Below are 24,986 nucleotides of genomic sequence, written 5' to 3' on the forward strand. Positions count from 1 at the left end.
TTGAGATTCGGGATTTGGGATTCGTAAAAGCGGGCTGTTGCTGGCGGTGAGGTTGGGGCCGCGGGCTGGCATCCGATGGATGTGATACCAGCGTTTGCGAATCCCTAATCCCCAATCACCACTCCCGGCTCTTAACGAATATTGATGATCGTCTGGGTGACCTGGTCCTGGGTCGAGATCATCTGCGAGTTGGCCTGGAAGTTGCGCTGGGCCACGATCATGTTCACCAGCTGCTCGGTCAGGTCCACGGTGGAGGCTTCCAGCGAGCCGGACTCGATCTGGCCCAGGTCCGAGGTGTCCGGGGCGCCCACGCGGGCGGCGCCGGAGGTGTAGCTTTCGGCCCACATGTTGTTGCCCTGCGACTGCAGGCCCTGCGGATTGACGAAGCTGGCCAGCGACACCTGGCCCAGCGGCTTGTCGGCGCCATTGGAGTAGCGCGCAAACACCACGCCGCTGGTGTCGATGCTGATCTCGTTGAGCTTGCCGCTGGCGTAGCCGTCCTGGCGGGTGTCGCGCAGCGCGAAGGCTTCGCCGTACTGGGTGGAGCCGCTGACATTGAGCTGCATGTTCAGCACGCCGGCGCCAGTGCTCGGGGTGAACGGGTCCATGGCGATGATGCCGTTGGCCGGGGTGGTCAACGCACCGGTGTCGGAGAACTGCAGCGTGGTCGGTGCGCCAACTGCGGCGCCGTCCACGTAGTTGTGCACCTGCCACTCGTTCGGGTTGGCGGTCTTGACGAAGTAGGATGTCTGCACGTGGCTGACGCCCAGCGAGTCGTAGACGTTGATGCCGCCGGTGGAGTGGCTATAGGTCTTGTCGTCGGCCGGGCTGAACGGGGTCACCGTCGGTGCGGTGGCGTTGCCGGGCAGGGTGAAGGCCAGGTTGACCGTGGAGGTCGACTTGGGCGGGCTGTCGGTGGTCAGCAGCTGCAAATCCGACAGGCGGCCCACGTCGAAACCGTTGCCGCTCGGGTTGGGCGCGAACACCTGCAGGCGTGCACCCTGCGGGTTGACCACATAGCCGTTGGCGTCGGTCTGGAAGTTGCCGGCGCGGGTGTACATCTTGGCGCCATTGGATGACACGGTGAAGAAGCCTTCGCCGGAGACCGCCAGGTCCAGGCTGCGTCCGGTCGGGTCGATATTGCCCTGTGAGAACTGCTGCGCCACGTTGCTGACGCGCACGCCCGAACCCACCGCGTTACGCGACAGGCCGTAGCTGGTGCTCTGGAACATGTCGGCAAATTCGGCGCGCGACTCCTTGAACCCGGTCGTGTTGACGTTGGCGATGTTGTTGGAAGTGACGTTCAGATCGGCATTGGCTGCGTTGATGCCGGACAACGAGGTATTGAAAGCCATGGATGAGTTCCTTTAAGTGTCGGTTGCCGGCTCAGCTGACGCGGAGCACGTTGGCGAGCGGGGAGGTGCCAAGCCCCGTCAGGTTGAGATACAGGCCGTCCGAGCCGATGGTGACGCTGTCCACCGGTGCATCGACGTAGGTGGACAACTTGCTTTTGGAGCCGGCGGTGTCGGTCTGGGTCGCGGTGATGCCGTACTTGCCCGCGGCCATGCGGTTGCCGTTGGCGTCGGTGCCGTCCCAGGCGAACGGCACCTCACCGGCGGCGCTGGCCGGCACGCTGAGCTGCTTGACGAACGCGCCGTTGGCATCGGTGATTTCGAAGTTGACGGTGCCGGCCGAGGTCGCAGCGACCACGCCCTTGGCCGAGCCGGTGGCGTCGATCGCCACCTGCGCGGAGGGCACCAGCACGTTGTGGCCGACCAGCGCCGCGCCCTTGAGCACCTGGTCGCTGTTCATCGAGGTGGTGAAATTGCCGACCTTGGTATTGAGGTCGCCAATGCCCTGCACGGTGGAGAACTGCGCCAACTGGCCCAGAAACGCGCTGTTTTCCATCGGTTTGAGCGGGTCCTGGTGCTGCAGCTGCTCGGTCATCAATTTGAGGAAGTCGGCCTGGCCGAGTGCTTCTTCCTTCTTGGCGACGGTGCTGCCGGTGCTCAGGCCGAGACTTTTGTAGAGATCGCTACCGATCGTGCTCATCTGGAGTGTTCCGTTAGGGAATGGCTAGGACGGGTCAGCGACCCATGGTCAGGGTCGCGAGCGCCAGTTCCTTGGCGGTATTGAGCATTTCCACGCCGGCCTGGTAATTGCGCGAGGCGGAAATCATGTTGACCATCTGCGAGACCGGGTCCACGTCGGGCGAGAACACGTAACCGTCGGCATCGGCCAGCGGATGGCCGGGCTCGTAGCGACGGATCGGCGGCGCATTGGTGGTGGTGATCTCCTTGACGTTGACCGAGGTCAGGCTCGGGTCCTGACGGCTCTGCTGGGCCTGGAAGATCGGCTCGATCGGCTTGTAGGTCGCTTCGGCCGAGCCGGCGACAGAGTCCGCATTGGCCAGGTTGGAGGCGATGGTGCTCAGGCGCACCGACTGCGCGTGCAGCGCCGAGCCGGCCACATCGAAGATGGGAAGGTTGCTCATGACTTATTGGCCCGTGATCGCGGTGAGCATCGAGCGCACCTTGGATTCGAGGAAGCTCAGCGACGCGCGGTATTCCAGCGCGGCGCGGCCGTAGGCGGCGCGTTCGGCATCGGGATCGACGGTATTGCCGTCGAGGCTGGGCTGGTCGGATTCGCGGGTGATCTGGAACGGGTTGAGCCCGGCCGCTCCGCCCACTTCATAGTGCTTGGCATCGGTGGCCTGCATCAGGCCGCCGTCCTGCACGCCCTGGGCCGACTTCAGCGCCGCTTCGAAGTTGAGATCCTTGGCCTTGTAGCCAGGGGTGTCCACATTGCTCAGATTGCTGGCAATGAGCTTCATGCGCTGCTCGCGCAGCGCCAACGCGTCGCCATGGACGCCGAGGAATGAAGAGAAGGGACTGGACACGGTGCTCTCCCGCGAAGTGTTGCAAGGGAGAAAGCAATGTTTGTGCCAAAGCGAGGTGGTATGGGTGCGGAGCTGGCAACACATCCGCAGTGGCCGACGGACGGTCTTGGAGCGGCTAAACCTCGCGAGCAGCCATCAGGTAGGTACAGCTGCCGCACTGACGATCGGAGTGCACGCGTGGTACAGGCCGATTCGAGCACCGGCCGCGCTCGCCTGGCAGCTGCGCAGTGGATCTGTCAGCTGCGCTTGGCTGCCATCACCAGACGTGCTGCTGCTCGGGTAGGGGCTGCCACTGGCTGTGCAACTTGCAGGCCAACCAGGATTGTCTGGCGGGAATAACTCCGCGCAGCGTGTGATCAACTGCGCCGTCGCCTGTTCAAGGCGTGTGCTTGCGTACGGCAACCACTGTATTCCCAGGCCTTTCGGAAGTGCGGGCTGGCCGTCACCCGTGGGCTGCGACGGCCGCACAATTTGATCAGGCGGCTTCGGCAACCACTTTTAGACGCGCCAGCACGTAATCGGCCAGCTCATGTGCGCTGTACTTGGCCACGAAGGCGTTGGCGCCCACCTGCTCGACCATGGCATTGTTGAACACGCCCGACAAGGAGGTGTGCAGCAGCACATACAGGCCCTGCAGGCCCGGCGTGCGCCGGATTTCTGTCGTCAGTGTGTAGCCGTCCATGGCCGGCATCTCGATGTCGGAGATCACCATGGCATAGCGGTCTGCCGGATTCTCGCCGGATGCGGCCACCTGCAGCAGGTGATCCAGTGCCTGGCGGCCGTCCGAGAGCAGGGTGGCCGAGACGCCCAGCTGGTCGAGCACGCTGCGGATCTGCTGGCGCGCCACGCGCGAATCGTCCACCACCAGCACCTGGAACTGGCGGTCGTAGGCCACCAGCTGCAGCGACGGGTCCAGCTGCACGTCCTTGCTGACCTTGGCGATGTCGGCCAGGACGCTTTCCACGTCGATGACCTGGATCAGTTCGCCCTGGAAGCGCGTCACGGCCGTCAAATAAGTGGCTTCGGCGCCCAGTTCCGGTGGCGGGTGGATGTCTTCCACCGCGATATTGACGATGCGCTCCACGCCGCTGACCAGGAAGCCCTGGACCGAGCGGTTGAACTCGGCCACTACCAGGTAGCCAGGCCCGTTCTCGGAGTGCGAATCGCGCTCCGGGTGGCCGATGGCCAGGCCCAAGTCCAATACCGGTACCGAGCGCCCGCGCACGTCGGCCACGCCGGCGAACTCGGTCGGCAGGCCCGGCACCTGGAACAGCTCCGGCCGGCGCAGCACTTCCTGCACCTTGAAGACGTTGACTCCAAAAAGCTGGCGTCCGCCCAGCCGAAACAGCAGCAGCGCCAGGCGATTGTGGCCAGCCAGTCGGGTGCGCTGGTCGATGCGGTTGAGCAGATCGTGGGTCATGGGGCAGATATCGACAGCGCCCTCGGGAAACTTGAGGGCTTTGTGGTTGGTCGGGGGGGCGCTGTCGGGATTGGGGATTGGGGAGTCGGGATTCGTAACAGCGGGGAATGGAGACGGAACGGTCTAGGGGGCGGGGGCCATTTAAGGACTGGCCTAGAGATTGATTGAAGCCCACTGCATGGGCAGCAGCGATCAAACCTGCCTTTGGGAGCGCACCGCAATGCCGCCAGCGCCTCGCACCCGTAAAAGCCGGCAACAGCCCGCTCTGACGAATCCCCAATCCCCAATCCCCAATCCCCAATCCCCAATCCCCAATCCCCAATCCCCAATCCCGGCCAAAAACAGGCACACCTCTTGCAATGTCTTCCGGGTCTTCCTCCGGATCTGGTCCCATGCGCCTGCTCCTGCTTGTCATCTTGTTGGCTGCCGCTCCGGCCTGGGCCCAGAGCTACCAGTCTGTCGATTCCATTCGTGCGGCGGCGTTGGCCACTGTTGGCCCGGACGCGGAGGCCGAGGCCACGCTCGATCCGGGTCTGCGCATGCCGGCTTGCCCGATCGCGCTGCAGGCCCAGCCCACCGGTACCAATACGGTGGAAGTGGCCTGCCCGCAGCCGGCTGGCTGGCGCCTGTTCGTGCCGTTGAAGGTGCGCCGCAACCAGGATGTGCTGGTGTTGCGCCGCGGCATCAGCGCTGGAGAAACCATCTCTTTGGCCGATATCAGTATCGAGAAGCGTGACGCCGCCCGCATCGTCGGCGCAGTGCTGGCCGATCCGGTGGCCGCGGTGGGCAAGTCGGCCCGCCGCATCCTGCCGGCCGGGTCGCTGCTCTCGTCCAACGATCTGGTGACGCAGCGGCTGGTGCGGCGCGGCGACACCGTCCCGCTGGTGGCGCGCAACGGTGGCCTGGAAGTACGCATGAGTGGTCGCGCGCTGTCCGATGCCGGTGAAAACGAACGGGTGTCGGTAGAGAATTCCTCGTCGCGCCGGGTGGTGCAGGGCATCGTCGAAGCGAGCGGAACCGTTGTGGTCTCCAGGTAAAAATTTTCTATAAAGTTTTTTTTCTGGGTGCCGTTATCCCCTACGACCTGTAGAGGAGTTCCTGACATGACCCAGAAAATCGAAGGTAATCTACCGACCGCTGCCACCCTTCGCACCGCGGCCACGAGCAGCAAGATCGCTTCGGCTGGCGAAGATCGCGCGTCCCCGGTTGCCGCAACCCCGCCGACCGACAGCGTCAAGCTGACCGGCGAGGCCACCAATCTGCAGAACCTGCAGCGCGAGCTTTCGCAGTCCTCGGCGATCGACACCGGTCGCGTCCAGGCGGTGAAAGAGGCGTTGCAGAACGGCAGCTACTCCATCAACCCGGATGCCATCGCCAGCCGCATGATGGATCTGAATCAGCAACTGGCGGGTTGATTCCCGACTGAAAGGATGAACGTGAACGAGTTCCTGCAACGTCTCAGCGATGCGCTGGCCGGCGAACGCCAGGCATTACTCGAGAACGACATCGATGGCTTGATGCGACACACGCAGGACAAGCTGTCGGCACTACGTTCGCTCGAAGCGGCAATGCCCGAAGGCGAAGAAGAGCGCCTGCGTGAGCTGGCCGAAGCCAACCGCGCCAATGGCGCGCTGCTGGCACGCCGGCGCCGTGAAGTGAACTGGGCACTGCGTCACCTGGGCCGCACCGAGAGTGCGCCGTCGTATGACGCAAAGGGCCAATCCAACGTGCTGCGCGGCGGACGTTCGCTGGCCGTTGCCTGAGTTGCCCGCGCTGCGCCAACCGCGCGCCGGCCGCTGCTGATGGTCCGCCGCAGGCCAGGGTGCGTGCACGCCCTGCAGGCCTGCCGCCGGTAAAACCGGCGCATCGGCCGTGCACGCTTGCCAACTTCGCAACCCGCGACGTGTGCGCACCGCCGCCCATGTGCGTTGATCGTGATGGCACGCATCGCATGCCTGCCTGTCGCCAGGCAGCACCATCCGGATCGCATCTCGAGCACGCCGGATGACACCTCGCACCCATCCGCATGACCACCGCGCCCCTGTTTTGGTCGCCGCTCTAAGACCAAGCGACGATATGGCGTGCCAAGGGTTCGGCGTATATTGAGGTGTCCCTGCTGCCGCCTCGTCCCGTGACCGCCAAGTTCTTTCTCAATCAAGCATTGTTGCCGTCCTCGACCACGCTGCGCGCCTTCGGCGATCAGATGCTCGAAGGCGTGTTGCTGTTCCGCGCTGACGGGCAGCTGATCCTGGCCAACGCCATCGCGCGTCAGAGCCTGTGCAAGGAAGACCCGGCCGACGATCGCAATCTCGGCGAGCGCATTTCGCAGGTATTGCCGTCGGATGCGCTCAATCAGGCGCGCAGCAAGGGCAGCTGGACCGGTAGCCTGCCGGTGGCCGAGCGCGTGGTCATTGCGCATCTGTATTACAACGAAGAGCAGGGCGTCGGCCATTTTCTTGCGTTGTTCCATAACATCGAAGGCCAGCAGGACTACGAGCGCGAGCTGCAACAACGCCATGCCGAGCTGCGCCAGGCCTACATGCGCTTGAACGGTGCGCAGGACAAACTGCTGCAGTCCGAAAAAATGGCCTCCATCGGTCAGCTGGCCGCCGGCGTGGCGCACGAGATCAACAATCCGATCGGCTACGTGCACTCCAATCTCGGCAGCCTGCAGGAATACCTGCGCAGCCTGTTCACCCTGATCGAAGCCTACGAGCGCGCGCTGCAGGCGCCGGACCCGAAGGCGCTGATCCCGGAAATCGACGAGATCCGCAACCGTGCCGACATCGACTTCATCAGCCGCGATCTGCCGCAGCTGATGGCCGAGTCGCGCGAAGGCATCGAGCGGGTGACCCGCATCGTGCGCGACCTCAAGGATTTCTCGTACTCGGACCGGTCCGAGTCGTGGAAGATGGTGGACCTGCACGCCGGCCTCGAATCCACGATCAACATCATCTGGAACGAGCTCAAGTACAAGGTCACCCTGGAGCGCAATTACGCCGAGTTGCCGCTGGTGGAGTGCCTGCCGTCCGAGCTCAACCAGGTGTACATGAACATGTTGCTCAACGCCGGCCAGGCCATCGTCGAGCGCGGCACGATCACCGTCACCACCGGCCGCGATGAAGCGGAGAACGTCTGGATCCAGTTCCAGGACAGCGGCGCCGGCATTGCACCGGATCTGCTGCAGCGCATCTTCGACCCGTTCTTCACCACCAAACCGGTGGGCAGCGGCACCGGCCTGGGGTTGTCGATTTCCTACGGCATCATCAACAAGCACCACGGCCGCATCGACGTGGAAAGCACGCCGGGGCAGGGCGCCAGTTTCCGGATCGTGTTGCCGATCCGGCAGCCGAAGTAGCTAACGCGCCGGGATTGGTCATTCGGGATTTGGGATTCGCAGTAGCGCTGAAGCGCTGGGATTAGGGATTCGGGATTCGCAGAAGCGGCTGTTGCTATTGCTGATCGCCAATGGGCTATTTGAAGCAATCGCACAGCACTCCGCTTCTAACCAATCCCGAATCCCCAATCCCTACTCCCGGCCGTTACGTAGCTCGTCATGCGTGCGGAACGCCTGGCGGATGTGCTCGCGCAGTTCGTCGTCGTTCCAGGGCTTGGTCAGGAAGCGGTAGATCGCGCCGCGGTTGATCGCCTCGGTGACGGTGGCCAGGTCCGTGTAGCCGGACAGCACCAGGCGCACGGTGTCTGGGTAGAGCATCTTGACCCGGCCCAGGAACTCGGTGCCGCTCATGTCGCTCATGCGCTGGTCGGACAGGATCACCTGCACGTCGTTGGTGGCGAGCAGGTCGAAGGCGTCGCGTACGTTGCCGGCGGCCAGGATGCGGTAGCCGTCGCGGCGGAACAGCCGCACCAGCGAACGCAGGACGTTTTCTTCGTCATCCAGCAGCAGCAGGGTGCGGTCCGGGCGGCTTTCGGCAAACGATTCCGGGCGGAGATACCGGCGCCGCAGCGCCATGCCTGCAGACTCGGCCGACATCGGCTCGCCGAACAGATAGCCCTGGAAGATGTCGCAGTCGTTGCGGCGCAAGAAGCCCAGCTGCGCCTGCGACTCCACGCCATTGGCGATCACCGTCATGCCCAGCTGGTGGCCCATCGCAATGATCGCGCGTGCAATCGCCGCCTCGCGGCTGCCGGCCGGCGCGCTTTTGATGAAGCTGCGGTCGATCTTCAGCCGGTCCACCGGATAGCGCACCAGCGCGCTGAGGCTGGAATCGCCGGTGCCGAAGTTGTCCAGGCTCAGGCTGATGCCTTCGTTGCGCAGGTTGGCCATCGTCTCGTGGACGAAGTTGACGTTGTTGGTCAACGCACTTTCGTTGATCTCCAGCGTCACGAACTGCGCCGGCACGCCGGCGGTCTGCAGCATGGCCATCACTTCGTTGAAGAAGCCCGGGCGCAGCAGCTGCAGCGTGGAGACGTTGACCGCGATGCTGAAATCGTCAAAGCCCTGGTCGCGCCACAGCCGCGCCTGGCGCACCGCGTTCTGCAGTACCCATTCGCCGATCTGCACGATCACGCCCAGGCGCTCGGCGGTGCGCATGAAACGCTCCGGCACCAGCATGCCCAGGGTCGGGGATTGCCAACGCAGCAGCGCTTCCATGCCCACGATGCGGCCATCGCGTGCGCTGACCAGCGGCTGGTAGCGCAGCCGCAACTCGCCGTGCGGGATGGCATCGACGATCTGCCGCGCGATGATGCTTTCGCTATGCGCGTTGGTGGCCGAATTGCGCGTGTACAGCCGCACTGTGTTGCCGCCTTCGCGCGCGGCCTGATAACTGGCTTCCTCGGCGTAGTCGAGCAGGGTGGACAGCGAGGTCGAATGTTCCGGACACAGGCTGATCCCGACCTTGCCTGTCATGAACAAGGTGTACGGCAATACCGACAACGGCAGCTCCAGCTGCTGACGGATCTCTTCGGCAAAATCTTCCGGCAACGGCGTGTCGTCACGGCGTACCGCCACGATGACCATCTCGTCGCTACCGTGCCGCCATAGCTTGCCGCGGCTGCCGAGGAATTCCTGCAGCCGGCGCGCGGCCAGCGTCAGCGCCTGATCGCCGACCTCGCCACTCATGTTCTCGTTGATCGACGCGAAGTGATCGATATCGACGTGGAAGATCATCAACGGCTGGCCACCGGAAGCGGCAGCGTCGACCAGGTGCAGCAGTTCGGGATTGCCTGCGCCCAGGCGTGTCGGTTTGACGATTTCCAATCCGGGCGGGATTACAGGGCTCCACATGACTCAACGTCCACCATCTTCGTGGACGGACTCGCCGGCCGGGTGATAGGGCAGGCGCAACGTCACGCGCGTGCCTGCTCCGGGAGCCGATTCTATCGCGAGCACACCGCCAACGGTTTGCGCACGCTCACGCATCACGATCAGCCCCAACCCACGCGGACCTTCGGGCTCGAAGCCATCACCGTCATCGACCACCTCCAGACGAAAACCCTCGCTGTCGATCGACTGCAGGCTCATGCGCACCTCGCCCGCGCAGGCGTGCCGTAGCGCATTGGTCAGGCTTTCCTGCGCAATGCGGAAGCAGGCCTGTTCGATCTCATTGCCCGGGCGCACGTCCAGCGCCTGGATATCCAGCTCCAGCCGCACCTGCGAGGCGCGGAACAGCATCGAGGCCTGCCAGCGTAAGGCCGCTTCCAGCCCCAGTGCATCGAGTTGTGGCGGACGCAACAACATCGACAGATTGCGCAACTTGGTCACCGTGCTGTCGGCCAGCGACACCACCTCCAGCAGGTCCTCGCGGCGCGCCTGCGGATCGAGCTCGTCCAACGCCGCGTGTGCAGACAGCTTCATCGCGGTGATCGCCTGACCGATGTCGTCGTGCAGATCGCGCGAGATGGCGCGGCGTTCGTCCTCCTGCAGCGAGAACAATCGCTTGGCCATCGCCTGCAATTCGGCATTGCTCTCGGCCAGCGCATCGCGCATGCGCTCGGGTTCGCTCAGGTCGCGTACCACCAGCAACTTGCAACTGCGCCCGCCATAGCGGATGTCGCCGGCCGACAGACCGGCATAGAACGTGCTGCCGTCGCGACGGCGCATGGCGCGCGCACTGGACACCGGCTCGTTGCGGTCGCTGCCAGCACGCAGGTACTCGCGCACCATCGGCAGGTCGGAGTCGCCGACCAGGGTCTGCAACGGCTCGCCCAGAATCGTTTCGCCCTGGAAGCCAAACTGGGCGGAGCCGGCGGCATTGGCGTACATCACATGCTCGTCGGCCAGGATCAGCACGCCGTCCGGCAGCACCCGCACCAGTTCCTTGAATTGTTCTTCGCGCTCGCGCAGCAGGCGCCGCGACTGTTCGCGTTCGCTCACGTCCTGCAAGGTGCCATGCACGTGGCGGGCGCCGCTGGGCAGGGTCACGCTCTCTGCGCGCAAGTGCACGGTGCGCGGCTGCGAATCGCCGCCGGTCAGCGGCAGCAGCACATCGATCTGCACCTCGCCGCCGGTGCACATGTCTTCGATCATGCGTTCGATGCGGGTCTGGGTGGCGCTGTCGGAGGCGGTCAGCAGCTCTTCCAGCCGATGTTCACGGCGGTGCATGGGTACGCTGCGCCCCAGGATGCGGTACACCGCCGACGAATAGCGGCCCAGACCGGTGGCCCGATCCAGCTGCCACGAGCCCAGCCGTGCGATGCCTTGCGCTTCTTCCAGTCGCTCCAGCGCCTCGTCGCGCAGATGCTGCGCCTGGCGTTCTTCGCTGCGGTCCACCGTCACCACCAGGCGGGCAGGGCCGCTGGCAAGATGCAGCTGGTTGCTACGGACTTCGACATGGCGCAGCCCGCTGCGGGTCAGCAGGTCTTCGTTCAAGACGCAGGTGACCTCGCCCTTGCTGCGGATCTGCGTGATGATCTCTTCCAGCCGCTCGCCATCGGCATTGGGCCAGATCGCCTGCAGCGTCTGCTGCAGGAATTCGTCGCGCTCCCAGCCAAAGAATTCCAGCGCCGCCGGGTTGGCATCGAGAATGCGCATGGTCGCCAGGTCATAGATGAAGGCCGGGCTGGGCAGCGCCATGAACTTGGCCCGCAGCACGGCCTCCGACTGCGCCAGCTGCGCATGCTCGTCCACGATCAGTGCCACGAAGCGGCGCAGCACCAGGTGGATGACGATGCTGGACAGCAGCAGGAAGCTGGCATCCGACCAGCGTTCCGGCGCCGCCGCACCGGCCAGGTTGAGCAACCGGTTGCCCAGCAGCAGCCACACCACACCGATCAGCAGGTACAGACCGGTCAGGGTCCACAAGCCCTGCTGCAGGCGCTCGGCGAGGCGAAGTCGGGACACGGGAGGGGACGAAAACGCGGGCACGGCGACAGGTTGGTGCATGGGTCCGCGGACGACCTTTGGAGCTGGCGATGTGGCCATCTTAGCCGTAACTCGGTCCGGTTCGGTCGCGCTGGAAACAGGTGCCTCAACTAATCCGCCGAACGGCCGTTATCCATTGCGACTCCGAGGCAGGGGTCGATCCTTCGGAGTGTTCCAGAGTGGACTCAGGCGTCATTGCAAGCATGCTGCAGCACCCGCTGACTTCGGCGGTGGTGTTGTTGGATGCGCATGGCCAGCCCCTGGCGGCCAATCGCGTTGCGCAGTCCCTTGGGCTGCCGGCGACCCTTGGTGCGTATGCCGAAGTGCTGGAAAGCAGTCGCGCCCAGGTGGCCGACAGCGGTGGCATGACCGCCTGCGTGCTGCCGGGAACCGGCGGCGGACGTCTGGAAGGCTGGCTGCGTGCGGTCTGCGACGAGCACGGCCAGGTCATGGCCTTCACCTTGAGCATTCCCGAGCCGATGGGGGCCGATGGCACCAGCCGCTGGGAAATGGGCCTGGACAGTGCCGACCACGGTTTGTGGGATTGGGATATCCCGGCCGACGTGGTGTACCGCTCCGAACGCTGGACGCGCATGCTCGGCTACTCCGAGCAGCCACTGCCGAACAATCTCACCGCGTTGTCGGGGTTGATCCATCCCGATGACCACGCGCACGTCAGCGCGGCGGTGCAGGCGCACCTGGACGGGCGCACCGAGACCTATGTGGCCGAGTTCCGCCTGCGCCAGCACGACGGGCAGTGGCGCTGGATCCTGGATCGTGGCCGCGTGGTCTCGCGCACCGCCGACGGCCGCCCGTTGCGCATGGTCGGCACGCACACCGACGTGCATCACCACAAATTACTCGAGCAGCAGCTGCGCGAGCAGCAGGCCCAGCTCGAAGACGCCCAGCGCATTGCCAGCATGGGCAGCTGGAGCTGGGATTCGACCAAAGACGCGTTGTGGGTCTCACAGGATTTCCTGCAGCAGCTCGGCATGGCCCAGCTGCGCCTGCACGGCGTCCGCGATCTGCTGCGCCTGCTCGCCCGGTCCTCGCTGGCGCAACTGCGCAGCGCCTGGCGCAAGATCAAGCACGAAGGCTTGCCGGTCCATTTCGAGCTGGAAATCAACGGCCTGCCCGGCGTCAATCCGCATCATCTGCGGGTATGGGCGCAGCCGGTATTCGATGGCGACGGCAGCATGGTGCGCGTGCTTGGCCAGCTGCAGAACGTCACCGAACAGCGGCAGACCGATGCGTTGATCCGCTGGCGCACCGAGCTGCTCAACCGCGTGTCCGCGCTGGGTAAGATTGGCGGCTGCGAAATCGAGGTCGATACCCGTCGCATGCAGTGGACCGAGGAGTGCTACCGCATCCACGGCCTGCGCAAGGAAAACATCACCCTGGAGCAGGCGCTTGCGCTGTACACCCAGGATTCGCGCGACGCATTCGAGGCGGCATTGCTGCGCATTTCCGATGGTGGCCTGCCCGAGCAGCTGGAGCTGTGTTTCTACCGCAACTCCGGTCAGCGTATCTGGGTGCAGGTCCTGATCGAACTGGACCGCCGCGAAGGTCTGCCGCCGCGCTATGTCGCCCTGTTTCGCGATGTCACCCGCGAGCGCGAGGCCAATGAGCGTATCGAGCTGCTGGCGCATTACGACCGCCTGACCGGCCTGCCGAACCGCTTCCTGCTGCGCGAGCAGGCCGAAAACGCGATCCGCGAAGCGCATGAGCGCGGCCAGGTGCTGGCCATGCTGTTGATCGATCTGGACGGGTTCAAGAGCATCAACGATTCGTTCGGTCATGCAGCCGGCGACAACCTGCTCAAGCTCGCCTCGGCGCGCCTGCATCAGCATCTGCGCAACAGCGACCTGTTCGGGCGCTTCAGCGACGACGAATTCATCGTGCTGCTGCGCGACCTGTCCGAGCCGGAAGATGCCGGCCACGTGGCGCGCAAGCTGATCAGCGCGCTGGGCGAACCGCTGCGCAAGGATCACGTCACCCTCAAGCTCGGCGCCAGCATCGGCATCGCGCTGCAGGGCGAGGGGCTGTCGGACTTCGACAGCCTGCTGCGTGCCGCCGATGCGGCGATGTACGCGGCCAAGGAATCGGGCCGCAACACCTTCCACTACTACAGCCAGGACGTGCTCATGCGAGCGCAGCGCCGGCTGGAGCTCGAACACGCCCTGCAAGGCGCGCTCGAGCGCGAAGAATTCACCCTGGTCTATCAACCGCTGGTCAATACCGTGGGCGATGCCTCGCCGGCGATCGAAGCGCTGATGCGCTGGAACCGCCCGGGCCATGGCCCCTGCAGCCCGGCCGAATTCATCCCGATTGCCGAAGAATGCGGCGAGATCGTGCGGCTGGGCGAATGGGTCATCGGTGAAGCCTGCCGTCAGGCCGTGGTCTGGGACCGTGCCGGGCTCAATTTCAGCCGTATCGCGGTCAACGTTTCGGCCGTGCAGCTACGCGAGCGCGGCTTTGCCGAGCGCGTGCTGGAGATTTGCCGCGACAACAGCTGGTCACCATCGCGTCTGGAGCTGGAGCTCACCGAATCGGCCCTCATTCGCGATTCGGATTCGCTGCGGCGCTGTTTCGAACTGTTCGAACAGAACGGCGTGCTGCTGGCGGTGGATGACTTCGGCACCGGCTTTTCCAACCTGCATTACCTCAACCGCTTCCCGGTGCAGCGTCTGAAGATCGACCGCAGCTTCGTACAGGGCATGCTCGACGACGCCAACACCGCCGAGGTGACCCAGGCCATCGTGCATCTGGGCCACGCGCTGGGCATGCAGGTCGTCGCCGAAGGCGTGGAGACCGTGCAGGAAGATGCCTTGCTGCGCCAGCAGGGCTGCGACGAAATCCAGGGCTATTTCTACTCACGCCCGCTGTCGCCGCGCGACATGGCGCAGTGGCTGCGCGAGGCCGAAGCCGGCATGCGGCTGGGCGCGCGGCTGGTGATTGCCAGCTGACGCCCAGGCCAGGCCAGCGCCGTCATCCTGATGCCGCACAGCCCCCAGCAGACGTTTTATCCGCTTGCTGCCGCAGGATTGCGGCCTGTCGTCGTGCGGTGGGCCTCCCGCTCTGGCACCACGAACTAAGCCGCGGGCCTGAACGCCAGTTTCCGATCATGCGCGCGTTGACCGCCCCAACGCGTGTCTAGAGCGGCAAGGTGCGCGCAACGCCTTGATGCCACCCTTGTCAGCAACGTCGAACCAATCCGCTGACGCTGCATCCTGCACTCGAATCCTCGCAATCTGTCTTCATGCGTGCGAGCGCATCGTCAGTGTGTTTCCAGCTGCGGTGTGCCTGCAGCAGATACGCGCCGCCGGCAAGGCGGTTGCGACGCGGGCCTGGTGATTGGCGCTGGGCATCGCTCAGGAAGTGGCGGTTGGCTGGCGAGCAGGCGTATGCGCGGGACGAGCGTCCCATCGAAATTCAATGGACGGCTCATCGTCTGCTGCATCTGACACGCGCGCGAGTGCTGCCGCGGCAGTGACCCAGGCAAGCGTTCTTCATGGCATCTGTGGCGCTCACCCTGAGAACCAAAGCGAGTTCGCCGCTTGACTGACGGACACCCAGGCTCAGGATTCGGAACGAATCATCCCCAGGTGATCCAGGTGACCGCCGGGGCCAGCCGGCCATGCGCGACGATCCGGTCGGGCAGGGCAGGTCAAGGCGGGGATGGTCGCCGCACGCGCCCGCCAGCGAGAGTGGCGGCGATTCGGCACGGCCGACGACAGGGAACCCTTGGATGACGACAGGCACCCCTCGGAATTAGGCAGTTCCACAACACCGCGGGGCGCCTGCCGAGGCACGCCCCGCCGTCACTGCATCAGCGTCCCGATGCGCCCACTGCGGCCCCGTCCAGCCCGAGATCCCAGGCCACCGTGGCAAACAGCAGCTCCTCTTCGCTGCAATCGCGGCGCGGGTTGATCAGCGCCTTGACTTCGGCGAGAGCGGCCAGCTCCAGTCGTTCCAGTGCGGCCGGCATCCGGACACGCCGCAGTCCCGGCTTGGCGGCTGCGCTTTGCGCGATGCGCTCGGCATGTGCGGCGGCCAGTGCCGCTGCCTGCAGCGCGGCGGTGGGAGCGTCATCGAGGGGCGGGGCGAGAAGCGTCATGAGCGAAACACCAGGTCGTTGCGGAACGACAAATCCCCGGAAGGCCGGGGAATGTCGGAATCAGAAGCTGCGCGGCGGCATTGGTCTCAGAACAGCTCGACCGTGCCGGCACCCATGCCCTGCTGTGCCACCGGCTTGTGCGGCGGGCGTTCCCATTCCACACGCATGTCGCGCAGACGGTTGGAGACCTTGGCGAGCGAGGCGACCAGATCGCTGTCGTACACGCCACCATTGCGATGCAGCAGTTCCTGCAGCGCTACCGCTTCGCGGTTGATCGCGGTGAGGCGATCCAGGTGGGTATGGATGCCGCTGAGTGTCTGCGTGGCGATGTCCTCGAACTGCAGGGCACGCACCGCTTCGGCCACGCTGCCATCGATGGAGCGTGCGCATTCGGAGATTTCGCGCATGCCATCGCCCAACGAGGCGTTGATCTGGGCGACGTTCTCCAGCATGGCGGCCGACTCATGGCGCGCCTCACGGGAGCGGTCCATGTGGCGCGATGCCAGCTGCGAGACCGTTTCACGCACCTTGGCGATCGATTCCTTGGAGCTGTGTGCCAGCTTGCGGATCTGCTCGTTGAAGGTGGTGGAACGTTCGGACAGGTTGCGCACCTCGTCGGCGACCACGGCGAAGCCGCGACCGGCTTCACCGGCACGTGCTGCTTCGATGGCGGCATTCAAGGCCAGGAGGTTGGTCTGGTCGGCAATCGACTTGACGTCTTCCAACAGCGCGAAGATGCCATCCAGATGCTGGGCCATCTCATCGATGTGATGGACGGTGTTGGTGCTTTGGCCGCTTACCTGTTCCAGCGCTTCCACCAACTGCTCCATGCGGGAGCTGGCGTGCTGGGCGAAGCGGGCGACGTCGACGCCGGCACTGCCATCGTCACCGGCGCGGTCGACGATGCGGGCCAGTGCCTGGCTTTGCTGGCGCGACTTGCGGTTCATCGCTTCGAAGCTGCCACCCAGACCGGACACGGCCTGGCGGATCAGTTCGCGGGCACGCTCGACTTCCGAGCGCGAACCGTCGACTTCGTTGCTGACGAACGTGCGCAGTTCGTTGAGCAGTTGGTCCTGCTCGCGCAGGATGCGGGTCTGGTCCGGATTACGCCGGAACTGGGAATACGTCACCCAGGCAGCGAAACCCAACCAACTGAGGGTCATGGTCGCCAGGATCGCCCAGCGCACCGAAGCGGGCCAGTCGAATCCGACAGCGAAGGGAAACAGCAAGGTCAGGGCCAAAGGGGCGGCCAGACGGATGAGTGGACGTGAATACATGGGCGTTCTCGGCAGAGTCACGGTTGCTGTATCGGCACTGCCCCCATTGTCTTTAGCGACGATCGCCACATCGTCTCGCCCGCGTTGCCGTCAGCGGCTCACGCCAGTGCCCGTTGCGGGCGCTTGAAACCGTCTTCTGCGTCCTCTCACCGCAAGGCGCGATCGACTGCCTCGCTCATCGCGCGCTTGGCAAACAGGAAGTCCCACAGGCTGCCGCCCATCTGCCGCCACAGCACCGCAGAGCGCACTGCCGCCAGCAACAGCGCGCGGATTTCGGCGACCACCCCGGCCTGGCCCAGGTAGTGCGGGTTGCCCTGCACCATGACCTTGGGGCGCAGGTGGCTGATGGTCTGCGCGTACAGCCCGCCCAGCGAACTGAGCACATCCGGGTGCGCGCTGTCGTTCAGCTGTTGCGCCTGGCGTGCAGCGGCGTCGATCCCGCTCGATACCGTGGCCACGGTCGCGGTGTCGCGGACGAACCGGCGCTCCAGCTGCAGCACGGCCAGCGCCAGGCGCGGCAGTACATCGTCCTGGCCCTGGTTGCGGAAATAGTTGTGCAGCAAGCGCAGACCCGGCGCCACCGCAGCGGCCGAGCCATACACGGCCTCCGGTGACGCTGCGTCCACCCGGAACACGCTGTCCATGGCGGTACGCACCGTCGCGGCCTCCGAATGCCCGGTCTCGGCGATCCGCCGCACCTGCTGCAGGGCCTGGGCGACGCCGGCAAGCGCCAGCACACGGTGATCCATGGAAACACTCATCAAGCCACACCCTCGGGGGAGAAAGAAGATCCTGCCAATTGACGTTCCAGCGGCGCGTCGGTGGCGGCAATGACCGCGCCGCCGAGGCATTCTTGCCCGTCGTACAGCACCAGCGATTGCCCGGGCGTCACCGCCCGCTGCGGCCGCTCGAAGCGCACCTGCACGCTGCCATCGTCCTGGACGTCCACCGTGCACGGCTCATCCGGCTGGCGGTAACGTGTCTGCGCGGTGCAGTCGAAGCGGCGTGCCGGCGGCGCACCGGTCACCCAGTGGGCCTGCTCGGACTGCAGCCAGCGCGACTGCAGCAGCGGGCTGTCGCGGTCCTGATCCACATACAGCACGTTGCTGGCCACATCCTTGCCGACCACGTACCACGGCGCCGCGGCCCGGCCGCGCACGCCGCCGATGTTCAGGCCCTCGCGCTGGCCCAGGGTGAAATAGAACACCCCCGGATGCTCGGCAATGCGCTGTCCCTGCGGGTCACGGATCTCGCCGGTGCGGGCGGGCAGGTAGCGCCCCAGAAACTCGCGGAAATCGCGCTCGCCGATGAAGCAGATGCCGGTCGAATCCTTCTTGGCATGTGTCGGCAGGCCGGCATCCTGGGCGATGCGGCGCAGCGTGCTCTTTTCCAGGTCGCCGATCGGGAACAAGGTGGCTGCCAGTTGGGTCTGCCCCAGCTGATGCAGGAAATAGCTCTGGTCCTTGCCGCGATCGGCACCGCGCAGCAGTCGCCAGCGTCCGCCGCTGTGGGCCACCCGGGCGTAATGCCCGGTGGCGATACGCTCGGCGCCCAACGCCTGGGCGGCGTCCAGAAAGTGCTTGAACTTCACTTCGCGGTTGCACAGCACATCCGGGTTGGGCGTGCGCCCGGCCGCGTACTCGGCCAGAAAATGCTCGAACACGCCGCTCCAGTATTCGCCGGAGAAATCGCGGAAGTGAAACGGAATACCCAACACACCGCACACCGCCACCGCATCGCGACGATCGTCTTCGGCGCGGCAATCGCCGCTGCCGTCATCGGCCCAGTTCTGCATGAACAGCCCGGCAATCGGCTCGCCCTGGCTGGCCAGTTTCCACGCGGCCACTGACGAATCCACCCCGCCGGACACGCCCACCACGATGCGCGGCGTGCTCATGCGACGTGCCGCACCAATGCCAGCGGATGGCGCTGCCCGGCCAGGTAATCCGCCACCACCTCCCACACCAGCGGGCTGCGCAGCCGCTCGGTCGCATCGCGCAATTCGTCCGGTGTCACCCACAGCGCACGCACCACGCCGGTGTCCAGGCTGCGCTCGGGATGATGGGTCACCGGCTCGGCTGCGAAGGCAAAGCGCAGAAAACATTGGCCGTTAGGCGCTTCCCACTGATAGATGCCGATGAAGTGGGTGAGCCGCACGTCCCAGCCGGTTTCTTCCAGGGTTTCGCGCACCGCCGCGTCCTGCAGGCTTTCGTTTGGCTCCAGGTGGCCGGCAGGCTGGTTCAGCAACAGGCGGCCGCCGATGGTCTCTTCCACCTGCAGCAGGCGGCCATCGCGCACCACTACGGTGGCCACGGTGACGTCCGGGTGCCAACGCGGATCGGTGGTGCTCATCGGTGACGCTCCTGCGCAAACAAATGGTGGGCCAGCACATCCGGCGCAGCCATGGTGTCGGCGCGCGGTGCAAGGCCCGGCATCGCATGCAGTACCGGAGCCACGTGCCGGGGGGAGGCGAACGACGGCGCCGGTCGCAGCGCGGTCAGGGTGTCAGTCATCGAGGGCCAGTCGGGGAATCGGAGACAAATTGTGCGGGCCGCAGCGTAAATCGTCCAATGCGCACGGCGATGAACCGTATAATGGCCCGATGCCTCGGAAGACCTCCCACGAACACGATCATGGCCTCACCGTCGAAGCCAGCAAGCCTGAAGTGGCGCCACCGCCGCGCTATCAGGTGCTCCTGCTGAACGATGACTACACCCCGATGGACTTCGTGGTGACGGTGCTGCAGCAATTCTTCAACCTCGACCTGGAGCGGGCCACCCAGGTCATGCTGCACGTCCATACCCGTGGGCGCGGCGTCTGTGGGGTCTATAGCCGTGAGGTGGCCGAGTCCAAGGTCGCCCAGGTCAACGAGTTTTCGCGCATGAACCAGCACCCGCTGCTGTGCACGATGGAACAGACCTGAGGCATTCGCCAGATCATTCCAGCAGCGCAACAGTGTGGCTGCAATCACGTGCTAACGCCGTCTGAACATGCCTATCCGATAGGGTTGTGGAAAATCCCAACAAAAGCCGCATATTGTTGGCAACAGCCGTTCGGAGTGACCAATGTTCAGCAAAGACCTAGAGCAAACCATCGGCCAGTGCTACAAGCGAGCACGCGAGGCGCGTCATGAGTTCATGACCGTCGAGCACCTGCTGCTCTCGCTGCTGGACAACCCTTCCGCGCAAGCCGTGCTCAAGGCCTGCGGCGCGGACCAACTGCGCCTGCACAACGACCTGGAGCAGGCCATCGAGGCCTCGGTTTCGCGCCTGGCCGAGGACGATGGTCGCGACACGCAGCCCACACTGGGCTTCCAGCGTGTGCTGCAACGCGCCGTGTATCACGTGCAGTCCTCCGGGAAGAAGGAAGTCACCGGCGCCAATGTGCTGGTCGCGATCTTCGGCGAGAAGGACTCGCACGCGGTGTATTTCCTGAATCAGCAGGACATCACCCGCCTGGATATCGTCAACTACCTGTCCCACGGCATCGCCAAGCTGGGCGAGGACGGCGAACAGCCGTCGGCGGCCGATGGCGAGCCCAAGAGCGAGGGTGGGGAAGGGGAGGCCAAGAGCGATGCGCTGGCCGAGTACGCCACCAACCTCAACGAGTTGGCCCGCAACGGCAAGATCGACCCGCTGGTCGGGCGCGGTGACGAGATCGAGCGCACCATCCAGGTCCTGTGCCGCCGCCGTAAGAACAACCCGCTGTACGTGGGCGAGGCGGGCGTGGGCAAGACCGCAATTGCGGAGGGCCTGGCCAAGCGCATCGTCGACAACGACGTTCCCGAAGTGCTGGCCGACGCGGTGATCTTTTCGCTCGATCTGGGCGCACTGGTCGCCGGCACCAAGTACCGTGGCGATTTCGAGAAGCGCCTCAAGGGCGTGTTGAGCGCGCTCAAGAAGGTCCCCAACGCGGTCCTGTTCATCGACGAGATCCACACCATCATCGGTGCCGGTTCGGCGTCCGGCGGCACCATGGATGCGTCCAACCTGATCAAGCCGGCGCTGTCGTCGGGCGAGTTGCGCTGCATCGGCTCGACCACGTTCCAGGAGTATCGCGGCATCTTCGAAAAGGACCGTGCCTTGGCACGTCGTTTCCAGAAGATCGACATCGTCGAGCCGACCGTGGGCGAAACCTTCGAGATCCTGCAGGGCCTCAAGCCCAAGTATGAGGCGCACCATGGCGTGACCTATGCCGACGATGCGCTGCAGGCGGCGGTGGATCTGTCGGTCAAGCACATCGGCGACCGGCTGCTGCCGGACAAGGCGATCGACGTGATCGACGAAGCCGGTGCGCGTCAGCGGCTGCTGCCGGAAGGCAAGCGCAAGGAGCTGATCGATATCGAAGAAATCGAGACCATCGTCGCCAAGATGGCGCGCATCCCGGCCAAGCAGGTCAGCGCGACCGACAAGGACGTGCTGCAGCACCTGGAGCGCAACCTGAAGATGGTGATCTTCGGCCAGAACCCGGCGATCGAAACCCTGGCCGGCTCCATCAAGCTGGCACGTTCGGGGCTGGCCAATCCGGAAAAGCCGATCGGCAACTTCCTGTTCGCCGGCCCGACCGGCGTGGGCAAGACCGAAGTCACCAAGCAGCTGGCGCTGCAATTGGGTATCGAACTGGTGCGTTTCGACATGTCCGAGTACATGGAAGCGCATTCGATCAGTCGCCTGATCGGTGCACCTCCGGGCTATGTCGGCTTCGATCAGGGTGGCCTGCTGACCGAAAAGATCGTCAAAACCCCGCACTGCGTGTTGTTGCTGGACGAGGTGGAAAAGGCGCATCCGGACATCTTCAACATCCTGCTGCAGGTCATGGATCGCGGCATCCTCACCGACACCAATGGGCGCGAGGCGAACTTCAAGAACGTGATCCTGGTGATGACCACCAACGCCGGTGCCACCCAGGCGTCGCGTCGATCGATCGGTTTCACCAAGCAGGATCATTCCACCGATGCGATGGAGTCGATCCGCCGCGGGTTCACGCCTGAGTTCCGCAACCGTCTGGATGCGATCGTGCAGTTCCAGCCGCTGGGCTTCGACCACATCCTGCGCGTGGTGGACAAGTTCATCATCGAGCTGGAAATGCTGCTGCAGGAAAAGCATGTGTCGCTGTCGGCCACACCCACCGCGCGCGATTGGCTGGCGCAACACGGCTTCGACCCGTTGATGGGTGCGCGCCCGATGTCGCGCGTCATCCAGGAGAAGATCAAGCGTCCGCTGGCCGACGAGCTGTTGTTCGGCAAGCTGGTGGAAGGCGGACGGGTCAACATCGACGTCAAGGACGGCGAGCTAGTCGTGGAAGCGCATCCAGAGCCGGAGCGTTTGCTGCCTGCCACGGTCGACTGATCGCAGCGATTGCTGTCAAAAAAGCCGCTCGAACGAGCGGCTTTTTTTGTTGTGCGTATACCCTAGGCGTCAACGCCCAGAAGCGATAGCAGCTTCGATCCGAATCAAAAATCTCAGCCACGACAAAGAGCGGCCATGGGCCGCCTCGCGTCTCGGCACCCAAACCGCTTACTTCATGCGGTAGGTAATACGGCCTTTGGTCAGGTCGTACGGGGTCATCTCGACCTTGACCCGGTCACCGGTCAGGATGCGGATGTAGTTCTTGCGCATACGGCCGGAGATATGGGCGATGATCTCGTGCCCGTTTTCCAGCTTGACCCGGAACGTGGTATTGGGAAGCGTCTCGCTGACGCTGCCTTCGAATTCAATGGAGTCGTCTTTCGACATGTAATCCTGTGCAGTCACGGCTGGCCCGGCAGGGCCGTAAGGGACGGCATTTTACGCCCCATCTCCCCGCGGCGCAAATTTTATGTTAAGCGGACTTCACCCAAGGCGCTTGCGGGGCGCTCCCCGTAGCGCTCGGACCAGCTGGCTGCCGGCTCTGCCTGGGCCACCTGATGCTGTACCAACTGCAGGAACTGCGAGCGCGGCACGCGCTGCGCACCCAGGCTCAGTAGGTGCGGGTTTTCCACTTGCGCGTCCAGCAGCGGCCAGCCGCGCGACTGCAGATCGGCAGCCAACGCTGCCAGCGCTACCTTGGAGCCGCCGCTTTCTGCACTGAACATGCTCTCGCCGAAGAACATCCGGCCGATTGCCACGCCGTAGATGCCGCCGACCAGGCGTTGGCCATCGAATACCTCCACCGAGTGCGCATGGCCCAGCCGATGCAGGCCGATGTAGGCGCGCTGCATCGGTGAGGTGATCCAGGTGCCATCCTGGCCGGCACGTGGAATCGCGGCGCAGGCAGCGATCACCTGCGCAAAGGCGGTATCAGCGCGCACGGTCCAGCTGCTGTTGCGCAGCTGGCGTTTGAAGCGCGAGGACAGGCGCACGCCATCGGTGCTGAACACCATGCGCGGGTCCGGGCTCCACCACAGGATCGGCTGCCCGTCGGAAAACCACGGGAATACGCCATGTGCGTAGGCGTTGAGCAGCCGCTGCGGCGACAGGTCGCCACCGATGGCCAGCAGGCCGTCCGGCTCGCGCAATGCCTGGTCGGCCGGCGGAAACGGTGCGGCCGGATCGGCGGGAAGCAGAAAGGGAAGGGGGCGCGACATCGCGGCAGTTTAGAGCGTGGCGTGTGGCGCGCGGTATGCCATGCAAGTCGGCCACAAGCAGGGCCAGGGCGAGCACGGGCCGAACGCCGGCCAATTGACGGCTGCGCGCCACAGTGGCTGCCATGCGCTGACGACGATCCCCATCCACCTTGCGCAGGCCACTTATGTGGCATGGGGCGAGTCCTCGCGCGGCAAAGGCTGGCGCGATCCATGTCGCGATCACCGCGCGTCAGTCGCGAAACGGACTGTGCTCGGCCAGCTCAAGCGCGTGCCGGGCGACAGCCTGGCGCTCATCGGCACACCACTGCGCCAGCGGCTCACGGAAACCGGCGTCGGCAATCCAGTGCCGGCTGCGCACCACGGTCGGCAGGAAGCCGCGCGCAATCTTGTGCTCGCCCTGTGCGCCCGGCTCGAAGCGGCTCAGGCCTTCGCGCAGGCAGTATTCGATGCCCTGGTAGTAGCAGGTTTCAAAATGCAGGCCGGGCAGCGCCTCGCCGCCCCAGTAACGCCCGTACAGGGTGTCGCGTCCGCGCAGGCACAGCGCGCCGGCAATGGGCTGCCCATCCAGGTCGGCCAGGAACATCACCAGCTGGCGCGGCAGATACTGCGCAAGATGGCGCAGGAATTGCGGCGTCAACGCCGGCGAGTTGCCGTATTCGTTGAAGGTCTTGAGATAGAAGCCGTACATCGCGTCCAGATCGGCGTCGCTGGCTTCGTCGCCATGCACGGCGCGTAGCTGCACGCCGGCGCGCTGCACCTTGGCGCGCTCCTGGCGGATGTTCTTGCGTCGCTTGTGATCCATTGCTGCCAGGAACGACTCGAAGTCGCTCCAGCCGCTGGCGTTGTGCCAGTGGTACTGCAGATCGTTGCGTTCCAGCCAGTCGTCAGCGAATGCGGAATCCTCATTGGCCGGATGGAAATTCACATGCGCCGAGGACAGCCCGCTGCGCTCGACCAATGCCTGCATCGCAGTAAGCAACTGTCCGCGCCACCGGGCTGCGCCTAACAGGCGCGGGCCGGTCACTGGCGAGTAGGGCACCCCGCACAACCACTTGGGAAAGTACTCCTGCCCATAACGTGCATACGCATGCGCCCAGGCGTGGTCGAACACAAACTCGCCGTGCGAGTTGTTCTTCAGATACCCCGGTGCCGCAGCAACCAGGGTGTCGCCTTCCCACAATGTCAGGTGCAGCGGATTCCAGCCCCAGTCCGGGCGCAGGCACCCTTCGCGCTCGAGACCCTGCAGGAACGCATGGCTGATGAAGGGGTGCGTCCCATCGTGCAGCGCGTCCCAGGCACCGGCCGGCAGCTCATCCAGCCGACGCAACCAGCGGGCGGTCACGCGCATGTGCGCGGCCTGCCGTTGGCGCTGGCCGCACAG

At 64.9% G+C, this 24,986-nt stretch carries 23 protein-coding genes; 7 read left to right on the forward strand and 16 right to left on the reverse strand.

Translation table 11 applies throughout. The features are described from left to right. Positions 1-131: 131 nt before the first annotated feature. From flgE to ABQZ09_RS17525, 5 genes are all read right to left on the reverse strand, one after another. A complete protein-coding gene (flgE, locus tag ABQZ09_RS17505; RefSeq protein ID WP_047696172.1) occupies positions 132-1,355 on the reverse strand; it encodes a flagellar hook protein FlgE in 1,224 nt (407 codons plus the stop codon). Positions 1,356-1,386: 31 nt separating this feature from the next. Beyond that, the gene (locus ABQZ09_RS17510; RefSeq protein WP_349777497.1) at positions 1,387-2,052 is read right to left on the reverse strand and encodes a flagellar hook assembly protein FlgD; all 666 of its coding nucleotides are present in this window, start codon (positions 2,050-2,052) and stop codon (positions 1,387-1,389) included. Positions 2,053-2,086: 34 nt separating this feature from the next. Further along, positions 2,087-2,494, reverse strand: a complete 408-nt coding sequence (gene flgC, locus ABQZ09_RS17515) for a flagellar basal body rod protein FlgC (RefSeq protein WP_005914451.1) — start codon at positions 2,492-2,494, stop codon at positions 2,087-2,089. A 3-nt stretch (positions 2,495-2,497) separates the two neighbouring features. Then, positions 2,498-2,899 carry a flagellar basal body rod protein FlgB gene (flgB, locus tag ABQZ09_RS17520; protein WP_039415202.1) on the reverse strand — a complete coding sequence of 134 codons (402 nt, stop codon included), beginning with the start codon at positions 2,897-2,899 and terminating at the stop codon, positions 2,498-2,500. Between the two features lie 475 nt (positions 2,900-3,374). After that, positions 3,375-4,319, reverse strand: coding sequence for a chemotaxis protein CheV (locus tag ABQZ09_RS17525; protein WP_003482947.1), 945 nt, complete (start codon positions 4,317-4,319; stop codon positions 3,375-3,377). 392 nt (positions 4,320-4,711) lie between these two features. Here ABQZ09_RS17525 and flgA point away from each other — a divergent pair, with 392 nt between their 5' ends. The 4 genes from flgA (at position 4,712) to ABQZ09_RS17545 (ending at position 7,677) form a co-directional block, all read left to right on the forward strand. Then, positions 4,712-5,356, forward strand: coding sequence for a flagellar basal body P-ring formation chaperone FlgA (gene flgA, locus ABQZ09_RS17530; protein ID WP_184554275.1), 645 nt, complete (start codon positions 4,712-4,714; stop codon positions 5,354-5,356). Between the two features lie 66 nt (positions 5,357-5,422). Further along, positions 5,423-5,734: a flagellar biosynthesis anti-sigma factor FlgM gene (gene flgM / locus ABQZ09_RS17535; protein ID WP_039403903.1), complete on the forward strand. Its 312-nt coding sequence runs from the start codon at positions 5,423-5,425 to the stop codon at positions 5,732-5,734. 15 nt (positions 5,735-5,749) lie between these two features. Continuing rightward, on the forward strand, positions 5,750-6,082 hold the full coding sequence (locus ABQZ09_RS17540; protein WP_039564602.1) for a flagella protein: 333 nt from the start codon (positions 5,750-5,752) through the stop codon (positions 6,080-6,082). A gap of 368 nt (positions 6,083-6,450) precedes the next feature. Next, positions 6,451-7,677 carry an ATP-binding protein gene (locus tag ABQZ09_RS17545; protein WP_166748561.1) on the forward strand — a complete coding sequence of 409 codons (1,227 nt, stop codon included), beginning with the start codon at positions 6,451-6,453 and terminating at the stop codon, positions 7,675-7,677. A gap of 171 nt (positions 7,678-7,848) precedes the next feature. Here the strand turns inward: ABQZ09_RS17545 and ABQZ09_RS17550 are convergent, their stop codons facing one another. Then, positions 7,849-9,570: an EAL domain-containing protein gene (locus ABQZ09_RS17550; protein WP_039403898.1), complete on the reverse strand. Its 1,722-nt coding sequence runs from the start codon at positions 9,568-9,570 to the stop codon at positions 7,849-7,851. 3 nt (positions 9,571-9,573) lie between these two features. After that, positions 9,574-11,706, reverse strand: a complete 2,133-nt coding sequence (locus ABQZ09_RS17555) for a sensor histidine kinase (RefSeq protein ID WP_349777498.1) — start codon at positions 11,704-11,706, stop codon at positions 9,574-9,576. A 119-nt stretch (positions 11,707-11,825) separates the two neighbouring features. Here ABQZ09_RS17555 and ABQZ09_RS17560 point away from each other — a divergent pair, with 119 nt between their 5' ends. Then, positions 11,826-14,612 carry a bifunctional diguanylate cyclase/phosphodiesterase gene (locus tag ABQZ09_RS17560; protein ID WP_349777499.1) on the forward strand — a complete coding sequence of 929 codons (2,787 nt, stop codon included), beginning with the start codon at positions 11,826-11,828 and terminating at the stop codon, positions 14,610-14,612. 863 nt (positions 14,613-15,475) lie between these two features. On the opposite strand, the gene ABQZ09_RS17565 is transcribed toward ABQZ09_RS17560, so the two are convergent. From ABQZ09_RS17565 to ABQZ09_RS17590, 6 genes are all read right to left on the reverse strand, one after another. Continuing rightward, the gene (locus ABQZ09_RS17565; protein ID WP_039403892.1) at positions 15,476-15,763 is read right to left on the reverse strand and encodes a hypothetical protein; all 288 of its coding nucleotides are present in this window, start codon (positions 15,761-15,763) and stop codon (positions 15,476-15,478) included. An 86-nt stretch (positions 15,764-15,849) separates the two neighbouring features. Further along, positions 15,850-17,040 carry a methyl-accepting chemotaxis protein gene (locus ABQZ09_RS17570; RefSeq protein ID WP_039403891.1) on the reverse strand — a complete coding sequence of 397 codons (1,191 nt, stop codon included), beginning with the start codon at positions 17,038-17,040 and terminating at the stop codon, positions 15,850-15,852. Between the two features lie 146 nt (positions 17,041-17,186). After that, positions 17,187-17,801, reverse strand: a complete 615-nt coding sequence (hflD, locus tag ABQZ09_RS17575) for a high frequency lysogenization protein HflD (RefSeq protein ID WP_039564599.1) — start codon at positions 17,799-17,801, stop codon at positions 17,187-17,189. Further along, positions 17,801-18,937 (reverse strand): tRNA 2-thiouridine(34) synthase MnmA, encoded by a 1,137-nt coding sequence (mnmA, locus tag ABQZ09_RS17580; RefSeq protein ID WP_349777500.1) that lies wholly within the window; start codon positions 18,935-18,937, stop codon positions 17,801-17,803. The genes hflD and mnmA overlap by 1 nt, the downstream gene beginning before the upstream one ends. Beyond that, positions 18,934-19,392 (reverse strand): NUDIX hydrolase, encoded by a 459-nt coding sequence (locus ABQZ09_RS17585; RefSeq protein WP_228315177.1) that lies wholly within the window; start codon positions 19,390-19,392, stop codon positions 18,934-18,936. The genes mnmA and ABQZ09_RS17585 overlap by 4 nt, the downstream gene beginning before the upstream one ends. Further along, positions 19,389-19,553, reverse strand: coding sequence for a hypothetical protein (locus ABQZ09_RS17590; protein WP_349777501.1), 165 nt, complete (start codon positions 19,551-19,553; stop codon positions 19,389-19,391). The genes ABQZ09_RS17585 and ABQZ09_RS17590 overlap by 4 nt, the downstream gene beginning before the upstream one ends. Before the next feature lie 89 nt (positions 19,554-19,642). Here ABQZ09_RS17590 and clpS point away from each other — a divergent pair, with 89 nt between their 5' ends. Together clpS and clpA are read left to right on the forward strand one after the other, a co-directional pair. Then, a complete protein-coding gene (clpS, locus tag ABQZ09_RS17595; protein ID WP_016901748.1) occupies positions 19,643-19,963 on the forward strand; it encodes an ATP-dependent Clp protease adapter ClpS in 321 nt (106 codons plus the stop codon). A gap of 142 nt (positions 19,964-20,105) precedes the next feature. Beyond that, on the forward strand, positions 20,106-22,388 hold the full coding sequence (clpA, locus tag ABQZ09_RS17600; protein ID WP_039403881.1) for an ATP-dependent Clp protease ATP-binding subunit ClpA: 2,283 nt from the start codon (positions 20,106-20,108) through the stop codon (positions 22,386-22,388). 168 nt (positions 22,389-22,556) lie between these two features. On the opposite strand, the gene infA is transcribed toward clpA, so the two are convergent. The 3 genes from infA to ABQZ09_RS17615 all read right to left on the reverse strand — a co-directional run bounded on the left by infA (position 22,557) and on the right by ABQZ09_RS17615 (position 24,953). After that, positions 22,557-22,775, reverse strand: coding sequence for a translation initiation factor IF-1 (infA, locus tag ABQZ09_RS17605; protein ID WP_002813418.1), 219 nt, complete (start codon positions 22,773-22,775; stop codon positions 22,557-22,559). Between the two features lie 80 nt (positions 22,776-22,855). Next, positions 22,856-23,605, reverse strand: a complete 750-nt coding sequence (gene aat, locus ABQZ09_RS17610) for a leucyl/phenylalanyl-tRNA--protein transferase (protein WP_039564595.1) — start codon at positions 23,603-23,605, stop codon at positions 22,856-22,858. A gap of 229 nt (positions 23,606-23,834) precedes the next feature. Then, positions 23,835-24,953: a GNAT family N-acetyltransferase gene (locus ABQZ09_RS17615; protein WP_349777502.1), complete on the reverse strand. Its 1,119-nt coding sequence runs from the start codon at positions 24,951-24,953 to the stop codon at positions 23,835-23,837. Positions 24,954-24,986 lie beyond the last annotated feature (33 nt).

Origin of the sequence: Xanthomonas sp. WHRI 6106, from assembly GCF_040202405.1 — a bacterium.
Classification (GTDB): Bacteria; Pseudomonadota; Gammaproteobacteria; order Xanthomonadales; family Xanthomonadaceae; genus Xanthomonas; species Xanthomonas cannabis.